Source organism: Desulfofundulus thermosubterraneus DSM 16057 (genome assembly GCF_900142025.1).
Taxonomy (GTDB): Bacteria; Bacillota; Desulfotomaculia; order Desulfotomaculales; family Desulfovirgulaceae; genus Desulfofundulus; species Desulfofundulus thermosubterraneus.
Genome location: NZ_FQZM01000056.1, coordinates 1 through 17,519 on the forward strand (window position 1 = coordinate 1; position 17,519 = coordinate 17,519).

The following is a 17,519-nucleotide window of genomic DNA, read 5'->3' on the forward strand; positions in this document are numbered from 1 at the left end:
GAAGACAGTATTAGTTCAAGAGGATTTTTATGTCCAGGGGTGGTTCCCTTTTTGATTACCGTGGTGGGTAACTTTTTGATTGACACAACCAGCTGTTATTTCTCCGCTGGGAAAAATACCTTCACTGGCAGGGTATATTTCCCTGAAAAAAATACCCCCAGCAGGGGGTACAGTGGAAGATGGAACATTTCCCATTCGACAAGGTAGGTTTTGTAGCTACTATCCCCATAAACCAGCCTGCGGAATGGTTACCCGGTCAACGGGCATCCCAGCCGGCTCGTTCTCCCTCTCAATTCCCCTGGGGAACGCCGTTTGGATCCCAGCCGCGCAGGCGGTAGTAGTCGTCCAGCATAATATCCAGTTCCTGCCTGGTGATGATGTCCCGGCCATCGTTAATTGGCTCGTTGAAGAACCTGGACGGTAGCATATCGTCCGCCCGGGTGGCGCCTTCCCGGATGTTGAAGAGGCGGGTGGCGGTGATAATCCGGTCGGCCAGCCGGGCCAGCTCCTCCCGGGTGTACTCCCAGCCGGTGCTGCCCTTGATCATGACCACCAGGTCGTCCCACTGGATCAGGTCGCGGAAAAAGACGCAGAAAATCATGGTGTTGAACACCGTCAACCGGTTTTCAAATTCAATGAAGAGGGCGGCCTTCCCCTCGGTGGTGGAGGGGTCGATCATCCCGCTCAGTTCCGGCTTATAAAAGGTGGCCCGCAGGTGGCAGGCACCCCTGGGCGAGGTGGCGTAGGCTAGGCCCATCCCTTTTAGCACCCGGGGGTCATAACCGGCCGGCTCCAGCCCCTTGACGTGAATGGCCAGATCCTCCAGGCCCAGCTCAATAGCCACGCGTTTTATCCCCCGCGCCAGCAATTCCCCCGGGCCGCGAGTGTAGGCAATATCCTCCAGCAAGCGGGCCGCTCCTTCAGCATCCCCGTAGGCGGGATAACTTTTTACCCGGCCCCTTTCCCCGGCCTCCATCATCAAGGCCACCAGGTTCCCGGCGGTAATGGTGTCCATGCCAAGCCTGTCGCACAGGTCGTTGAGGTAGATTACCTCGTCCAGGCTGTTAATGCCGCACAACCCGCCGAAGGCATAAATGGTTTCGTATTCGGGACCTTCCAGCTTTAATCCGGCGTGTTTTCCTTCCTTCACCGTGGTCAGCTTGCCGCAGGTCAGGAAGCAGTTGGGGCAGGCCCTGGGCCGCACTTCAAAATTCTGGAGCAAGGTATTCCCGCTTAAATTCTCCCAATTGGGGTCGGTGCCCATGGACCAGTAGCGGGCCGGAAACGCCCTGGCGCCGTTCATGGTACCTACCATAACAGTGGTGCCGTAGGTCTGGTAGGCCTTGACCCCCGGGTTGTCCCTGCCCTTTTCCCTAATGCGGCGGGCGGCCTCTTTCAAAAGGGACGGATCGGCAACCTCACAGCCGGCTTCCCCGTGGAAGACCAGAGCTTTGAGCTTTTTGGACCCCATCACCGCACCCATGCCGGTGCGCCCCGCCGAGCGCCAGTAATTGTTTTCAATGCAGGCAAACCTTACCAGGTTTTCCCCCGCCGGCCCGATGACCACGGCCTGGGCCCCCTTCCGCCCCACCTCCGCCAGCACGGCGTCTTCTGTAGCGTAAGTGTCCTTTCCCCACAGGTGGGATGCATCGTGGAAAACCACGTTCCGGTCGCCGATTTCCACGTACACGGGCGCTTCAGCCGCACCTTCCACTATCACCGCGTCGTAGCCGGTGCGGCGGATGGCCGGGGCCACCCGACCGCCGGCATAGGATTCGGCGTAAAGTCCGGTCAGGGGAGATTTGCTGAAAACCCCGTAGCGGCTGGAGCCGGGCAGCACCGTGCCGGTAGCGGGACCAGTGGTGATAATCAGCTTGTTGTCCGGAGAGAGGGGATCTATCCCCGGTTCGACCTCGCGCAGCAACAGGTAGGTGCCCAGCCCTTTCCCGCCCAGGTAGTCCCGGTACACGCTTTCCGGCAATTCCTCCACCGCAAAGGACCGGTCCGCAAGATTCAGACGCAGCAACCTGCCGTAAAAACCGTACATTTTTAGCCTCCTTCCCCTGAGTTATCCCCACTTTCAAAACCGGGGATACTCCAGCTCCTTCCCAATTACAGGTGGCTTTTAACCGGCTACTTCGGCCACCACTTCTTCCAGGATGGAGAAGCCCAGATCCAGTTGCTCGTCCGTAATGGTCAGGGGCATGAGCATACGTACCACGTTGCTGAAAATTCCCGCCCCGATAATGATCAAGCCGCGCTTGTAGCACTCCTGGATAATGCGGCCGGCCTCCTCTTTTGCTGGTTCCTTGGTCTTCCTGTCCTTGACCAGTTCCATGGCCACCATGGCCCCCAGGCCGCGCACGTCGCCAATGAGGTGATATTTTTCCTGCATAGCCCGCAGGCGCCCCAGGGCCATTTCCCCGATTTTGGCGGCCCGGTCCGCCAGCTTCTGCTCCTGCATGTAGTCAATGGTGGCCAGGGCCGCGGCACAGGAAATGGGGTTGCCCCCGTAAGTGCCGCCGATGTGTCCCGGATCGGGCGCATCCATAACATCCCCCCGGCCAATCACCCCGCTCAGGGGCAACCCGGAAGCAATGGACTTGGCCACGGTCATCAGGTCGGGCTGCACGCCCCAGTGCTCCACGGCGAACATCTTGCCCGTACGGGCAAAACCGGTCTGCACTTCATCCACAATAAGGATAATGCCATGCTTTTCGCAGAGTTTCTGCAGGCCCGGCAGGAACTCCGGCGGGGGAACAATGAATCCGCCTTCACCCTGTACCGGCTCGATAATCATGGCGGCGATATTTTCCGGCGCCACTTCGGCGGCAAAGAAACGGGTGAAGTTCTCCAGGCAGTGCAGCCCGCACCCAGGGTAAGTGGAGTTGTAGTAGCAGCGGTAGCAGTAGGCCGAAGGAACCTTGTAGACTTCCGGAGCAAAGGGCCCGAAGCCGAACTTGTAAGGCTTCACCTTGCTGGTCAGACTCATGGCCATCAGGGTCCGGCCGTGAAAGGCACACTCGAAGGCGATAATGCCCGGCTTTTTGGAGTAAAAACGGGCTATCTTGACGGCGTTTTCCACCGCCTCCGCCCCGCTGTTGGCAAACATGACCTTTTTGTTCTCGCCTTTAACGGGGCAAAGGCCGGCCAGCTTTTCAGCCAGGTCCACGTAGTTCTCGTACATGGTCACCATAAAGCAAGTGTGCAGGAGTTTGTCGGCCTGGCTTTTAATGGCGTTCACCACCGGCTCGGGACAGTGGCCGGCGTTCAAGGTGCCGATGCCGCCGTAAAAGTCAATAAACTCGTTCCCGTCCACATCCCTGATCAAGGCTCCTTTTGCTTCTGCCACGAAGACGGGAGTGGCATTGGAAATACCCCGGGCAACGTATTTGTTCTTCTTCTCCAGCAGGTTGATTGACCCTGGACCCGGTATGGATGTCACTCTTTGAAGCATTAAAGACACGCTCCTTCCTGGAATGTTTATTCTTGTACACCGGATATTACCGGATTTATATAACAAATCATATAAACAATACATACAAAAGAAATACCTGAAAAGAACGCTCTCCCGAAGCAACAGCAAAAAAGACAAACATGAGAGGGATCCTGAAAGCAGCCTCCAGGATCCCGTACCCAGGCACCATCTAGTAAAACTATCAAGCAGGTTTCCCGTTTTTAGCGGAAATGGTGCATGCTTCCTTTCTAATTACCCGGCCGTAAATAACCTCCTGCATGATTTCGTCGGCAGCATTACCGTAAGCCGCTCTGGCCCAGATATAGAAAACCACTCCCAGAAGTGACCAGCCCAGGAAAATTAACCATTCATAAGGCCAAACCAGAGCAGCCGGACTTCCAGGCAGGTACAAAAGGATCATACTAAAGCTCAAGATAACGGCCAGAAAACCAACCAGTTTACCATTGGCAATTTTAAAGGGCCGCTCCATATTGGGCTCACGGTACCTTAAAATGAGGAATGAGAGGGCAACCATGAACCAGGCCACTACTATACCCAGGCCACCGGCGTCAACCAGCCAGACCAGCATCTTGCGGCCCAGCAGGGGAGCAAAGGTGGTCAAAATCCCGATAAGTAAAATGGCGTTCGACGGCGTCTTATACTTTGGATGAAGCTTACCCAGAAAACCGGGCAGCATTTTGGCATGGGCCATGGCATAGATGGCACGACTGCCGCCAATGTAAAAACCGTTCCAGCTGGTAATAATGCCGGCGATACCTCCCAGGATCAAAAGCTTTGCCGCCCAGCCGCCGCCGAAAAGGGCACCCATAGCATCCGCGGTCACCAGCTTCGAAGCCTCCATCTGTTCAACAGTAAGCGCTCTGGAAACACCAAAAATAATCATGATGTAAAATGCTGCCGCCAGAAAAACCGAGATTAACAATATCTTACCAATAGCAGCAAAAGGTATATTAATTTCTTCCGCCGCCTGGGGAATTACATCAAAACCCACAAACATAAAGGGCGTCATTATGAGCACCGCAAAGAGCCCTTGAATCCCGTTTACAAAGAACGGCTCCATGCGTACGGTGCTCCCGTTGAAAAGGCTCCCAGTCACCAGCATCAACCCTACAACGCCAATCAGTCCGGTAAATACTGTTTGCAAAAACGCGGCCGGTTTAATCCCCATGTAGTTGATTATCGTGAGAATTATTGAACCTATAACCCCCACTGCCACCCAGGTGGCATAAACATCCCACCCGGCCACGGTCCAGAGATATCCCTGCTTATAATTCGGGAAAAGATATTCCACCACCGTTGGCAGAGCTACAGCTTCAAAGGCCACAACCGAAACATAACCCAGAATTATAGTCCACGTACAGATAAAGGAAGCGGTCACACCCATCGCCCGGTAGCTGAATACATGCTCCCCGCCGCACTTGGGCATCGCCGGAGTCAGCTCGGCATAGGTAAGGCCCACCAGAATAACGACAATACTTCCAATTAGAAAAGCCAGCATGGCACCCAAGGAACCCGCCGATTTTATCCAGGAACCCGCCAAAACAACCCAGCCCCATCCAATCATGGCTCCAAAGGCCAGAGCCAGTACATCTTTGCGGGTTAAAACCCGCGCAAAGCTTTCTTTCTGAGCCATTACTTAAAAACCTCCTGCATCTAAATTCTTGTCAGATATTTCTTTTTACCACTGCATTTGTGAATTTTTCGGAATTTCACCCCCTGTCACACATTTGGCAGTAAAAAACAGCCCTTGCAAGCCCTATTCCCGGTTTAAAATAGCGAAAACGGTCGATATTTGAGTTCCTTGACATTTTACAAAACACCGGGAATGCATATCTGCATTAACCATTTTAAACAATGTCCAGCACCTCATTTGAGACACCACCTGTTATAATTAATGCATACTGACATCAACTAATGCAATAGTAAATCAAGAGTGTACAATAAAAGCACCCCCATGTTGAGCTGCCTTTTCATGTCTTAGAGGGGTATTTTGTGCCAGACAACTTTTGTCTTCAAAGCCGGAAATTGTTATAAACAGCCACCATCACAGACCACACCCCAGCTTATAACCCTCCAAAAAAACCCCGGGTCTTCAAACAACCCGAGGTCGCAAAGCCATCTACGCCAGAACAGCTTCCCGCTTATCTTGATATTCGGCACCTTTGCCCAGCCATCCCCGCAGCCACATGGCCTCGCTCAGGCGACGCACGGCCACCAGGTAGGCACAATCCCGCATATTCAGATCCTTGCGGGCCTTGTACATTTGATAAACTTCCTTAAAGGCGGCTACCATCTTCTCCTCCAAACGGCGGTTCACTTCCTCTTCGGACCAGTAATAGCCGGTATTATTCTGCACCCACTCGAAGTAGGACACGGTTACGCCGCCGGCATTAGCCAGAATATCGGGAATGACAAAAACCTTTTTCTCATTCAGGATCCGGTCGGCGCCGGGAGTGGTGGGACCGTTGGCTCCCTCGCCAATAATCCGGGCTTTAATATTGCGGGCGTTTTGTTCGGTAATCTGGTTTTCCAGGGCCGCCGGAATGAGAATGTCACAATTCAAGGCCAGCAACTCCTCGTTGTTGATGGGACGGCTGCCCGGATACCCCTTCACGGTTCCCGTATTTTTCTTGAATTGAAGCACAGCCACCGGGTCGAGCCCCCTGGGGTTATATATGCCGCCGGAAGAGTCGGATACGGCAATAATGCGGCAGCCCATTTCGTGCAACAGCCTGGCAGCAATGCTCCCTACGTTGCCATAGCCCTGCACGGCAGCGGTGGCGCCGTTTAAGCTGATCCCCAACGCCGCGGCCGCTTCCCGCACGGCAATGACACAACCCCTGGCCGTGGCCTCTTCCCGCCCGAGGGACCCGCCCACCACCGGCGGCTTGCCGGTAATAACCCCAAACTCGTTGTACCCTTTGATCCCGGAAAACTCGTCCATCATCCAGGTCATGACCCGGGCGTTGGTGTAAACATCCGGGGCAGGAATGTCCTTTTCCCGGCCCAGCAACGGGTACATGGCCTTGATGTAACCCCGGCTCAGTCTCTCCAGTTCATCGAGGGACATTTCCCTGGGGTCACAGGTCACTCCACCCTTGGCGCCGCCGTAGGGCAACCCCAGTACGGCGCACTTCATGGTCATCCACAGGGCGAGAGCTTTCACCTCGTCCATATCCACATCCGGGTGGAACCTTATTCCCCCCTTAAAGGGACCCAGTACACTGCAGTGCTGGACCCGGTAGCCGGTAAAAACCTTGAGGCTGCCGTCATCCATTTTCACCGGTATTGCCGCCGTCAGTACCCGCTCCGGGTTGCGTAGAATTTCGTATACCGCCGGGTTGAGGTTGAGCCTTTTCACCGCCGAGAGGACGTGGTTACATGCCAGTTCAAAACTGTTCAACTGCTTGCTCATCAAATCACTCCCCTTAAGGGTTTACCCCGGAAATTGTCTCTTCCGGAGTCTTTACCTCTTAAGGGCGCAAAAAGCATGCCAGGCTTAATAATCTTAATTGGCGCAACATTTTTAAGACTTCTGTAATTTTAAACAAATAGGTAGATGCAGGAACTCATTAATCCAAATTGGCGCAAACCCAAAACACCGGGCACTTCCTTGAACTTTGCCCCCCTTTTTGACAATGCAACACAGGATTACATTTAATGTATACTTGCATTATTTTGTGTTTTTCATGCTCTTCTTTTGTTTGCTCCCCGTGGGTTGCACGCGGTACTTCTGGATCTTCCTGACAATGGTTGACTGGTTGACCTGCAGGGCACTGGCCATTTCGTAGGTGGTTTTGCAACGCTGGGACGCCAGCATAATTAATTGTCTTTCCACTTCGTCGACGGCCTGTTTTAAGGGGCATATCCCCAGCACATATACCTTATCGGGAAGTTCGCCGCTGGAGTTGATAACATAATCGGGAATATGCACCGTTTCAATTAGGTTGCCGTCGGTGGTAACCATCAACCGCTCCACCAGGTTTTCCACTTCCCGCACATTACCCGGCCAATGGTACGCTACCAGCATGTCCAGGGCCTCCGGGGAGAAATGTTTATTCATGTCATATTTTAGATTAAACTTATTGACGAAATGCTCAATCAACGGCCTGATGTCCTCTTTGCGATACCGCAAGGGAGGGATGGTTACGGGCACAACATTCAACCGGTAGTAAAGATCCTCCCGGAACAATCCTTCCCTGACCATTTTTTGAATATCGCGGTTGGTAGCGGCGATAAATCTCACATTTACTGCAATTTGCTGGCTGCCCCCGACACGCATTAACTTTTTTTCCTGAATTACCTGCAACAGCTTGACCTGCAGGTTCGACGGAAGGTCCGCCACTTCATCCAGAAAAACGGTTCCCCCATCACCCATTTCGATCAAACCTTTTTTTCCTTCACGCCTGGCCCCGGTGAAGGCCCCGGGCTCATAGCCGAACAACTCCGATTCCAGCAGGTTCTCGGGTATGGCGCCACAGTTGATGGTGATAAAGGGACCCTTATCCCGCTTGCTCAACTTGTGAATGCGGGAAGCAATAACGCCCTTGCCCACACCGGATTCGCCGGTAATCAGGATGGTGGAATCCACCTGGGCCACCCGGTCCACCAGGTCCAGGACCTGTTTCATCTGGGGGCTGGCCGCGATAATTTCCGTGTTTTCCAGCTTTTCCTGCCGCAGGTACATCACCAGCCGGCGGTAGTTGTCCACCAGCTGTTCGGTGTCTTCCAGGCGCTGCTTTAAATTGATCAGCTCGGAAACATCCCGCGAGTTGACCACTATACGGGTGATCCTGCCCGAATCGTCAAAGACCGGATTTCCCGTAACGATGAGCGTCTTGCCCGTTTTCGTGTGCTGGACCATGGTCACCCGCCGTCTTTCCTCAAAAACCCGGCGGGAAACGGAAGGGTTGAAATAACCCTCCTTCTCCATTTCGCTGTAATGCTTGCCTATTATCTTTTCCACTTCCACACCGTAATAGGTTTCGCCAATCTTGTTCACCCTGCGGGTGTAGCCCTCGCCGTCGACAACGTATATTTCGTCATAAGAAGAGTCAAAGATGGCCTCCAGTTCTTCCTTGGCTTCTCTCAAGGATTCGTACAGGGAAATGTCCTGTAAAACCAGCATCGTCCCGCCGGCGCCCTCTTTTCCCACCAGCGGGTTGGCCTGCACGGCCACCTTCCGGCCGTTTATTTCCACCTTTATACTGGAAGGAGAACCGTCCTGCGGCCATAACTGCTCTAGCAGGGCGGCAGGCAAGATGTCGCCAAGTTGCCTCCCTGCAACCGCACTTCTCTCCAGGCCCAGGAGATCTCCGGCGGCCCGGTTCAAAAACTCCACCCTTCCCCCGGCATCAACCAGCACCAACCCCACGGGTACGGGATCAAGCAATGCAAATAACTCCCTCAGATGAATCCCTCCCCTGGACGAGCAACCGGTGCGCAGGCCCTAAAGCCAGCGACTTTGCAACCGGCGCACCGTGTTACAAGCCCGTGATTAAACAGGACCCAGCCCCTGGTGAAAGCTGGGTCCCGTATTTTAATGCTCTCAGGCGATCTTCTCCACCCGCACGGCGCAGACTTTTAACTCCGGTATTCTGGCCACGGGGTCCCGGGCCGTATTGGTCAGCTTGTTGATGGCCACCTCCGGGAAATGGAAGGAGGTAAAGACCACCCCCGGCGGCACGGTATCCACAACCCGGGCGGTTACTTCCACCTGTCCCCGTCGGGAGACAACCCGCACCCGGTCGCCGTCCGCAATGCCCAGGCTCCGAGCGTCGGCGGGATTGATCTCCAGGTGCTCCCGGCCGTAGTACTCCTCCAGGGCACCGGTGCGCAGGGTCATGGTCCCGGTATGGTAGTGGAAGTGCCGGCGTCCCGTATTCAGGATGAGGGGATATTCTTCGTCCGGCAACTCGGCCGGGGGTACGTATTCTACCGGGTGGAACTTGCCCAGCCCCCGGGCAAACTTGCCTACGTGCAGGATGGGCGTTCCCGGGTGATCGGGGGCAGGACAGGGCCAGACCAGGCTGCGACTCTCCAGGCGCTGGTAGGAAATGCCACCGTAGGAGGGGGTGAGGCGGGCAATTTCCTCCATGATTTCCGCCGGCGAACCGTACTGCATGGGATAACCCATGGCCGTAGCCACCAAGCAGATGATCTGCCAGTCGGGTTTGGCTTCCCCTAACGGCTCAATGGCTTTGCGCACCCGCTGCACCCGGCGCTCGGTGTTGGTAAAGGTGCCGTCCTTCTCCGCAAAACTGGCTGCCGGCAGCACCACATCAGCCAGACGAGCAGTCTCCGTCATGAAAATGTCCTGCACAACCAGGAAATCCAGTTTCTCCAGAGCGTGGATCACGTGATCGGCGTCGGGATCTGACAGCACGGGATTTTCACCCATGATGTACATCCCCTTGATTTCTCCCCGGGCGGCGGCCTCGATCATTTCGCCTACGGTTAGCCCGGGCTTAGCCGGCAGCTCGCTCACCCCCCAGGCCGCGGCAAACCTGGACCGCACATCCTCGAGGGTAACGCTCTGGTAGCCTGTGAGGACGTTGGGCAGAGCGCCCATGTCGCAGGCTCCCTGGACGTTGTTCTGCCCCCGCAGGGGGTTCACACCGCTGTTGGGCTTGCCGATATGCCCGCAGAGCATGGCCAGATTGGCCACGGCCAGGACGTTGTCCGTGCCGCAGATGTGCTGGGTGAGGCCCATGGTATAAAGGATGGTGGCGTTTTTGGCCGTGGCGTAACCCCGGGCCACCTCCCGGATCACACCGGGGCTGATACCGGTAATTTCCGCCACATATTCGGGGGTGTATTTGGCCACCGCCTCTTTGAGGGCTTCAAAACCCTCCGTGCGGGTGTCCACAAATTCCTTGTTTACCAGGCCTTCGGAAATAATCACATTGGCCAGGCCGTTCAAAAGAGCGATGTCCGTACCCGATTTCAACTGCAGGTGATGGTGGGCCAGACCGGCCACCTCCGTCCTGCGGGGGTCCACCACCACCAGGGTGGCGCCGTTGCGCACGGCTTTTTTCACCTGAAGGCCGATAACCGGGTGCGATTCGGTGGTGTTGGTCCCTATGGCCAGGATAAAATCGGCCCCCCCAATATCACCGATGGGGTTGGTCATGGCACCGCTGCCAAAGGCTGCCGCCAGACCGGCGACAGTAGGCGCGTGTCAGAGACGGGCACAATGGTCGATGTTGTTGGTTCCCAGCACAACCCTCGTGAACTTGCTCATCAAGTAGTTCTCTTCGTTGGTGCACCGGGCCGAGCTCAGGACCCCCAGGGCGGCGGAACCGTATTCTTTTTTAATGGAGCCCAGCTTTTCGGCCACCAGGTTGATAGCCTCTTCCCAGCTGGCTTCCTCAAAGACTCCGCTGCGCTTGATCAGGGGCTTGGTGAGGCGGTCGGGGTGGTGAATAAAACCGTAACCAAAACGGCCTTTTACGCACAGGGCCCGCCCGTTGACTTCACCGTCACAGGATGTTACCCCCACCACCCGGCCGTCCTTTACGTTGAGGTCAAAGGTACATCCGGTGCCGCAGTACGGACAGGTGGTGCGCACTTTCTTGACTTCCCAGGTGCGGGCCGCCGCGCGCAGGCCCTTTTCCTGCAGGGCCCCCACCGGACAGACGGCCACGCAGTTGCCGCAGAAGACACAGTCGGAGCCGGACAGGGAGGTGTCCATGGCCGGGGTAATTTTGGTGTTGAATCCCCGGTAGGCAAAATCCACCACGTTTTTGCCCTGGATTTCGGCACAGGCCCGGACGCACTTGCCGCAGAGGATACATTTATTCAAGTCCCGGATAATGAAGGGATTATCTTCTTCCAGCGGGTAATGGTGGCGCTCCCCAACAAAACCCGCTTCCCGTACACCGTACAGGTAGGCGTAATCCTGCAAGCGACAGTCGCCGTTTCGCCCGCAGGTCAAACAATCCTCCGGGTGATTGGCCAAAAGCAGCTCGATAATGGTTTTCCGGGCTTCCACCACCGCCGGCGAGGCGGTATGCACCACCATGCCGTTGGTGGCAGTGGTGACGCAGGAAGCCGGCAGGTTGCGCATGCCCTCGATTTCCACCACGCACAGGCGGCAGCCCCCCCACGGGGTGAGTTCCGGGTCGTGGCACAGGGTGGGGATGAAAATCCCCGCCGACCGGGCTGCATCCAGCACGGTGGTGCCGGCCGGTACGGTCACCTGCCGGCCGTCTATGGTCAAGGTAACTTCCGCCAACCAGGGTACCTCCTTTCAGCATAATTTGTTATCACTGTTATCATCTTCGCTAAGGTTGCCCCTCCACTTCTTTCATCCTGTCCACAAGGCCCTCCAGCCCCAGGGCTTCGGCCCAGGATACGGGCACAAATTGGCCGTCCTTCTTCAGCATGGGGGTCATTGGTTTTTCCACGTAGAGCAGTTCCAGGCCCAAACGGCCTTTGAGGCACAGGGGCCGGCCGGGGCCGGGTTCTTTTGCTGTAATGCCGATCACTTTGCCGTCTCTGATGTTCAGTTCAAAGGTACAGCCGCTTTCACAAAAAGTGCAGGTGACGGATTTCTTTTGCATTTCCCAGGTGCGCCCTTTGCCGGCCATGGGTTTGTAGGTCAACGCCCCCACCGGGCAGACGGCCACGCAGCGGGCGCAATAGACACAATCCGACTCGCCCAGGGGCACGTCCATGGCCGTAACCACTCTGGTGTTAAAGCCCCGGTAACCGAAGTCAATCACGCTACGCCCGGGCACAGCCTGGCAGGTACGCACGCACTTGCCGCACAGGATGCACTTATTTTGATCCCTGATGATATAGGGGTTGGAGTCGTCCAGAGGGTGGTTTTTCCTCTCGCCGTGAAAGCTGGTCTGTCGAACCCCGTACATGAAGGCATAATCCTGCAAACGGCAGTCGCCGTTTTTTTCGCAGGTCAGGCAGTCCTGGGGGTGGTTGGCCAGCAGCAAATCGATAATGGTACGCCGCGCCTCAATTACCGCTTCCGAGGCGGTGTGGACCACCATCCCCTCGGCCACGGTGGTCACGCAGGAGGCCGGCAGGTTGCGCATTCCAGGTATCTCCACGATGCACAGGCGGCAGGCCCCAAACCCCGGAATGGCCGGGTCGTGGCACAGGGTGGGGATGAAAATCCCCGCCGACCGGGCCGCATCCAGCACGGTGGTGCCGGCCGGTACGGTCACCTTTTGCCCGTCTATGGTTAAAGTGACATTGGCCACTGAAAACTTTCCCCCCTTTAACCGTTCCTTATGGTATCACCCCAACGGCCAGCGCTTGCTTACGCCTTTTCCACGGCGCCGAACTTGCACTTCTGCATGCAGTTGCCGCACTTGATGCACCGGGAAATATCGATGACGTGGGGCTGTTTCTTTTCGCCGCTAATGGCTCCGGCCGGACAGGCGCGGGCACAACTGCCGCAACCGGTGCACTTTTCGGCGTTGATGGTGTACACCAAAAGCGCCTGGCAAACGCGGGCCGGGCAGCGTTTATCCCTGATATGGGCTTCGTATTCGTCCCGGAAATAGCGCAATGTGGACAGGATCGGGTTGGGGCAGGTCTGTCCCAGGCCGCACAGGGCCGTGCTTTTGACCACCCGGGCCAGCCGCTCCAGGGTTTCGATGTCTTCCTCCTTACCCTGGCCTTCGCAGATGCGGGTGAGGATTTCCAGCATACGCTTGGTACCTTCCCGGCAGGGGGTGCATTTGCCGCAGGATTCGGCCTGGGTGAAGTTTAAGAAGAATCGGGCCACATCCACCATACAGGTGGTCTCGTCCATAACTACCAGGCCGCCGGAACCCATGATAGCCCCTGCGGAAGTGAGGGATTCGTAGTCGATGGGCAGGTCCAGCTGCTCCTCGGGCAGGCAGCCGCCGGAGGGTCCACCGATTTGCACGGCCTTGAACTTCTTGCCGTCCCGGATGCCGCCGCCCACGCCAAAGATGATCTCCCGCATGGTAATACCCATGGGCACTTCCACCAGGCCCGTGTTATTCACCTTGCCGGTCAGGGCGAAAATCTTGGTGCCCTTGCTCTTTTCCGTGCCCATGGCGGCATACCAGGCTCCACCGTTGCGGATGATCAGGAGCACGTTGGCAAAGGTTTCCACGTTATTGATATTGGTGGGCTTGCCCCATAAACCTTTTTGCGCCGGGAAGGGCGGTCTCGGCCGCGGCATACCCCGGTTGCCCTCAATGGAGGTTAAAAGGGCCGTCTCTTCACCGCAAACGAAGGCCCCCGCCCCAGCCTTGATCTTGATGCGGAAGTTGAACCCGGAGTTGAGGATGTTATCCCCTAAAAGGCCACATTCCTCAGCCTGGGCTATGGCTACCTTGAGCCGGTGAATGGCCAGGGGGTATTCGGCCCGCACGTAAATATATCCTTCATCGGCACCAACGGCATAACCGCAAATAAGCATTCCCTCCAGCACCGCGTGGGGATCCCCTTCTAGAACGCTGCGGTCCATAAAGGCTCCCGGGTCCCCTTCGTCGGCGTTGCAGACTACATATTTCTTGTCCCCTTCCGCGGCACGGACAAAGCTCCACTTCATCCCGGTGGGAAAGCCGGCGCCGCCTCTGCCCCGCAGACCGGAGATCTTGACTTCTTCAATTACCTGCTCGGGAGTCATTTCAAACAGTGCTTTGGTCAGGGCCAGATAACCGTCATTGGCCACATAGTCGGCAATTTCTTCGGGATTGATGTGCCCGCAATTGGCGAGCACCAGGCGCTTTTGCTTGGCATAGAAAGGAACGGTCTCGTAGGTGAGGGATTTCTCACCGGTGGCGGGATCAACGTAAAGCAGGCGCTCAACCACTTGGCCTCCCACCAGATGGCCGGCTACAATCTCGGGAATATCCTCTACCTGCACCCGAGTGTAGAAAATTTTCTGGGGTTCCACAATCATCAGGGGGCCCTGCTCGCAGAAACCGTGGCAACCGGTGATTTTGACCGCTACTTTATCCTGCAAACCCTGCTTTTTGAGCTCTTCCACGAGGGCATCCACCAGTTTGCGGGAACCGGAGGAGGTACAGCCGGTACCGGCGCAAATCAGAATCTGCCGCTTGGAGCTGTCCGCGGGCAGGTGGATATCCTCCAGAAAAGCCTTGTATTTGGCCCGGCAGTTATCATCTTCGTGGCACAGCGGCCCCTGCTGGCGGCACTTGATATAGTCTTTGCAGGGGCTGGCCGGAGAATGGAAACACTTTTCACAGCATTTATCCATTAATGACTTCATTTCTTCGCCGCCCCCTTTCTATTCGTACTGCTCGAGAACTTCAGCCGCCCGCTCCGGAGTCAGACGGCCGTGGGTATCGTCGTTGACCATCATCACCGGCGCCAGGCCGCAAGCACCCAGGCAGGCCACCGTCTCCAAGGTGTAGCGCAGGTCGGCGGTGGTTTCGTTTCTGCCCACGCCAAGCTTCTCCGATACCGATTCAAATACCCGGGCCGCCCCCCGCACGTGGCAGGCCGTCCCCTGGCAGACTCTGATAATATTCCGCCCCCGGGGTTTTAAATGGAACTGGGCGTAAAAGGTGGCCACCCCGAAGACCTTGCTGAAGGGAACTTTCAGCTCGGCGGCTATCCTTTGCATCACTTCCCCGGGCAGGTACCCGTAAATCTCCTGAGCTTCCTGCAACAGCGGGATGAGAGCGCCTTTAGTGCCCCGGTACTGCTCAAAAACTTTCTCCAGGGCTTCTTTCCTGGCCACTTCATCCTGACATTCACACTGACAGCTCACCAGAATTTCCCTCCTCCCATTACTCTCCCTTGCAGGTGCAAACAAACCCGCTTATTAATACAGCCAACAGCCTGCGCATTACGGGTGCACAGGCTTTACCAGCGGGTGTAAACAACCCGCTCCTCGGTAACCACAATGTGCACCGGGCAATCGTGGGGCCCGGCGTAAACCTGCGGGCGGATCTGTAGCTCAAAAGCCAGGGCCAGCCAGACGGTGTCGGGCCTGGTGCGAGGCAGGAAGCGGTCGTAAAACCCGCCGCCGTAACCCAGCCGGTTGCCCTTGAGATCAAAAGCCACCCCGGGCACCACCACCAGGTCCAGTTCCTGGGGCTCCAGGGGGCGCAGGCACTCCGGACGGGGCTCCAAAATGCCCCATGTTCCCGGTGCCAGATCCCCTGGATAATCCAGCAACAGGGACGGTGTAAGCCTCCTGCCGGCCACGTCGGTCACCGGTACGGCCACCCTTTTCCCCCGGGCCATGGATTCTGCAATCAGAGCGCCGGTCTGCACCTCATTGCGAAAATCTACATAGGCCATGAGGGTCCGTGCCCGGTGAAATTCTTCCAGGGACAGGACACGGGTCAAAATCCGCTTACTTTTTTCGGCTACTTCCACTGGAGAAAGGCTGCCCCGTGCTTTTAAGACATCCTTTCTTAATTCGCCCTTGCCCACCAAAACTCCTCCAGATGTCAGATTTCAATAAAAATTTTTAATTAGTTCTGAGAAAAACAATTCGCCGGCACGGTCAAACTTCCTGCCCGTGCCGACATTCCTTTTCATTTAAAATGATTACCATCGACTCGCAAACGCCAGCTATATTTGAAATTTAAGCAAGAAGGACATTTATCTTTTTACAGCGCCATCGTTGACCCTGAGGGAAATACGACTTTTTAGAACCGCCCAGGAAAGGTTGCCATAGCAAAAAGCGTAAATCACCCCCACAAAAAGCCCGCCGCCCACGATATTGCCAAGGGTAACGGGCAACTGGTTGTTGATCCAGAACTGGATCCAGGTTACCGGCGCGCCGGCCCAGATCCCGGCAGGGATGAAAAACATGTTGGCAATGCTGTGTTCGAACCCCATGGTGACAAAAGCCATGATGGGCACCCAGATACCCAAAACTTTCCCCGCCGCATGATCCGAAGCCATGGCCAGCCAACAGGCCATGCAAACCAGCCAGTTGCAGCCGACACCGCGCCAGAAAGCCTGTTCAAAGGTAAGAGAGGTTTTCGTTACGGCGATTTTCTGGATCCAGCCAAGCCAGGGTTCGGCGGAGAGAAACCCGGAAGCCATGGCCAGGTAAACCACAAATACCGCTCCCAGGAAGTTCCCTGCATAGGCAAGAAACCAGTTTCTGAAAAGATCACCGGCGCCCATTTTCCCCTGGATCAGACCAACGGTATTGTACATCACATCCCCGGTAAAAAGGTCCGCACCACCAAGTATAACCATAATCAAACCGATGGGAAAGAGCGCACCGCCAATGAACTTAATCAGGGTGCCAAAACTTTCCTGGGGAAGGCCCGCCACCACCGTAACCATCAACAAAGCGCCAAAAGCAATGTATGCCCCGGCCAGAAAAGCAAGCATTAAAGTTTTCGGAACCGCCGTCCTGGCTCGCATGGCTCCCACATTGCCGCAAGACTCCAAAATTTCCGCCGGTTTTAGAACACCCACTGACTTAATACCTCCTTATATTAAAGTACCGGGAGTATCTGGTTGGGCGGCCATAAACCCCTTGTCATCGCTTGCCTGCTTCCATTTCCACACCACCCTTCCCTTCAACAATTTTTTGAATTCAGTCAATAGGTATTATATTAAGGCCTTTAAACCCGGGGCAATTTTTGTTAAAAATGTTTAATTTAAAATCAGATCCTGTGAACAAAAACTTAATAATATTAGATAAAAGATAAATAAAAAATAAAATAAAAAATAAAAAGCCCCTTTATGTAGGGGTTGAATAATGTTTTTGGCATAATAGAATTGCATAAAACGGCAGCCAAAAATGCATAGCATGGCGCGTGTAAAAGAGGGCATTGCCATCACGCTCTAGAATAACCCTTCTGACTTGGGCAAAGGCAGGAGGGGATACAAGAGGTGATAGCAATGGCCCAACAACAGTATATCAAACATCTTTACGAGCGAGAAGAGTGCAGTATTGCCGAAATTAGCCGGCGGGTAGGTATCAACTGGCGAACAGCGGCTAAGTACGCCAAGAAAGACGACTGGTATCAGCCCATGCAGCAGACCCGGCGCCGGCAGCCGGTCATGGGGTCTTTTGTGGACATCGTGGACACCTGGCTCA

Annotated in this window: 12 protein-coding genes and 1 pseudogene; 2 read left to right on the plus strand and 11 right to left on the minus strand. The window is 55.6% G+C overall.

Annotation, left to right across the window (positions count from 1 at the left end):
* Window positions 1–207: hypothetical protein (locus tag BUA65_RS18670; protein WP_207543918.1), on the plus strand; the 207-nt coding region annotated here is incomplete at its 5' end.
* Window positions 208–289: 82 nt separating this feature from the next.
* Here BUA65_RS18670 and BUA65_RS16025 read toward each other — a convergent pair.
* The 11 genes from BUA65_RS16025 to BUA65_RS16075 form a co-directional block, all read right to left on the minus strand.
* On the minus strand, window positions 290–2,047 hold the full coding sequence (locus tag BUA65_RS16025; protein WP_072871171.1) for an aldehyde ferredoxin oxidoreductase family protein: 1,758 nt from the start codon (window positions 2,045–2,047) through the stop codon (window positions 290–292).
* 78 nt (window positions 2,048–2,125) lie between these two features.
* Window positions 2,126–3,457, minus strand: coding sequence for a 4-aminobutyrate--2-oxoglutarate transaminase (gene gabT, locus BUA65_RS16030; protein ID WP_072871173.1), 1,332 nt, complete (start codon window positions 3,455–3,457; stop codon window positions 2,126–2,128).
* Between the two features lie 202 nt (window positions 3,458–3,659).
* A complete protein-coding gene (locus BUA65_RS16035) occupies window positions 3,660–5,111 on the minus strand; it encodes an APC family permease (RefSeq protein WP_072871175.1) in 1,452 nt (483 codons plus the stop codon).
* Between the two features lie 486 nt (window positions 5,112–5,597).
* Window positions 5,598–6,893, minus strand: coding sequence for a Glu/Leu/Phe/Val family dehydrogenase (locus BUA65_RS16040; protein WP_072871176.1), 1,296 nt, complete (start codon window positions 6,891–6,893; stop codon window positions 5,598–5,600).
* Window positions 6,894–7,151: 258 nt separating this feature from the next.
* Window positions 7,152–8,870, minus strand: a complete 1,719-nt coding sequence (locus BUA65_RS16045) for a sigma 54-interacting transcriptional regulator (RefSeq protein ID WP_072871178.1) — start codon at window positions 8,868–8,870, stop codon at window positions 7,152–7,154.
* A gap of 156 nt (window positions 8,871–9,026) precedes the next feature.
* Window positions 9,027–11,714 carry a formate dehydrogenase subunit alpha gene (gene fdhF, locus BUA65_RS16050; protein WP_084062610.1) on the minus strand — a complete coding sequence of 896 codons (2,688 nt, stop codon included), beginning with the start codon at window positions 11,712–11,714 and terminating at the stop codon, window positions 9,027–9,029.
* 49 nt (window positions 11,715–11,763) lie between these two features.
* Window positions 11,764–12,699 carry an NADH-quinone oxidoreductase subunit G gene (locus BUA65_RS16055; protein ID WP_072871180.1) on the minus strand — a complete coding sequence of 312 codons (936 nt, stop codon included), beginning with the start codon at window positions 12,697–12,699 and terminating at the stop codon, window positions 11,764–11,766.
* Between the two features lie 59 nt (window positions 12,700–12,758).
* Complete coding sequence (gene nuoF / locus BUA65_RS16060; RefSeq protein WP_072871182.1) at window positions 12,759–14,711, minus strand: NADH-quinone oxidoreductase subunit NuoF; 1,953 nt, start codon at window positions 14,709–14,711, stop codon at window positions 12,759–12,761.
* A gap of 18 nt (window positions 14,712–14,729) precedes the next feature.
* Window positions 14,730–15,215: an NADH-quinone oxidoreductase subunit NuoE gene (nuoE, locus tag BUA65_RS16065; protein ID WP_072871183.1), complete on the minus strand. Its 486-nt coding sequence runs from the start codon at window positions 15,213–15,215 to the stop codon at window positions 14,730–14,732.
* A gap of 95 nt (window positions 15,216–15,310) precedes the next feature.
* Window positions 15,311–15,886, minus strand: coding sequence for a 5-formyltetrahydrofolate cyclo-ligase (locus BUA65_RS16070; RefSeq protein ID WP_072871185.1), 576 nt, complete (start codon window positions 15,884–15,886; stop codon window positions 15,311–15,313).
* 171 nt (window positions 15,887–16,057) lie between these two features.
* Window positions 16,058–16,891, minus strand: coding sequence for a formate/nitrite transporter family protein (locus BUA65_RS16075; RefSeq protein ID WP_072871187.1), 834 nt, complete (start codon window positions 16,889–16,891; stop codon window positions 16,058–16,060).
* A gap of 429 nt (window positions 16,892–17,320) precedes the next feature.
* Here BUA65_RS16075 and BUA65_RS16085 point away from each other — a divergent pair.
* Window positions 17,321–17,519: pseudogene (locus tag BUA65_RS16085) on the plus strand (IS21 family transposase); the annotation flags it as partial.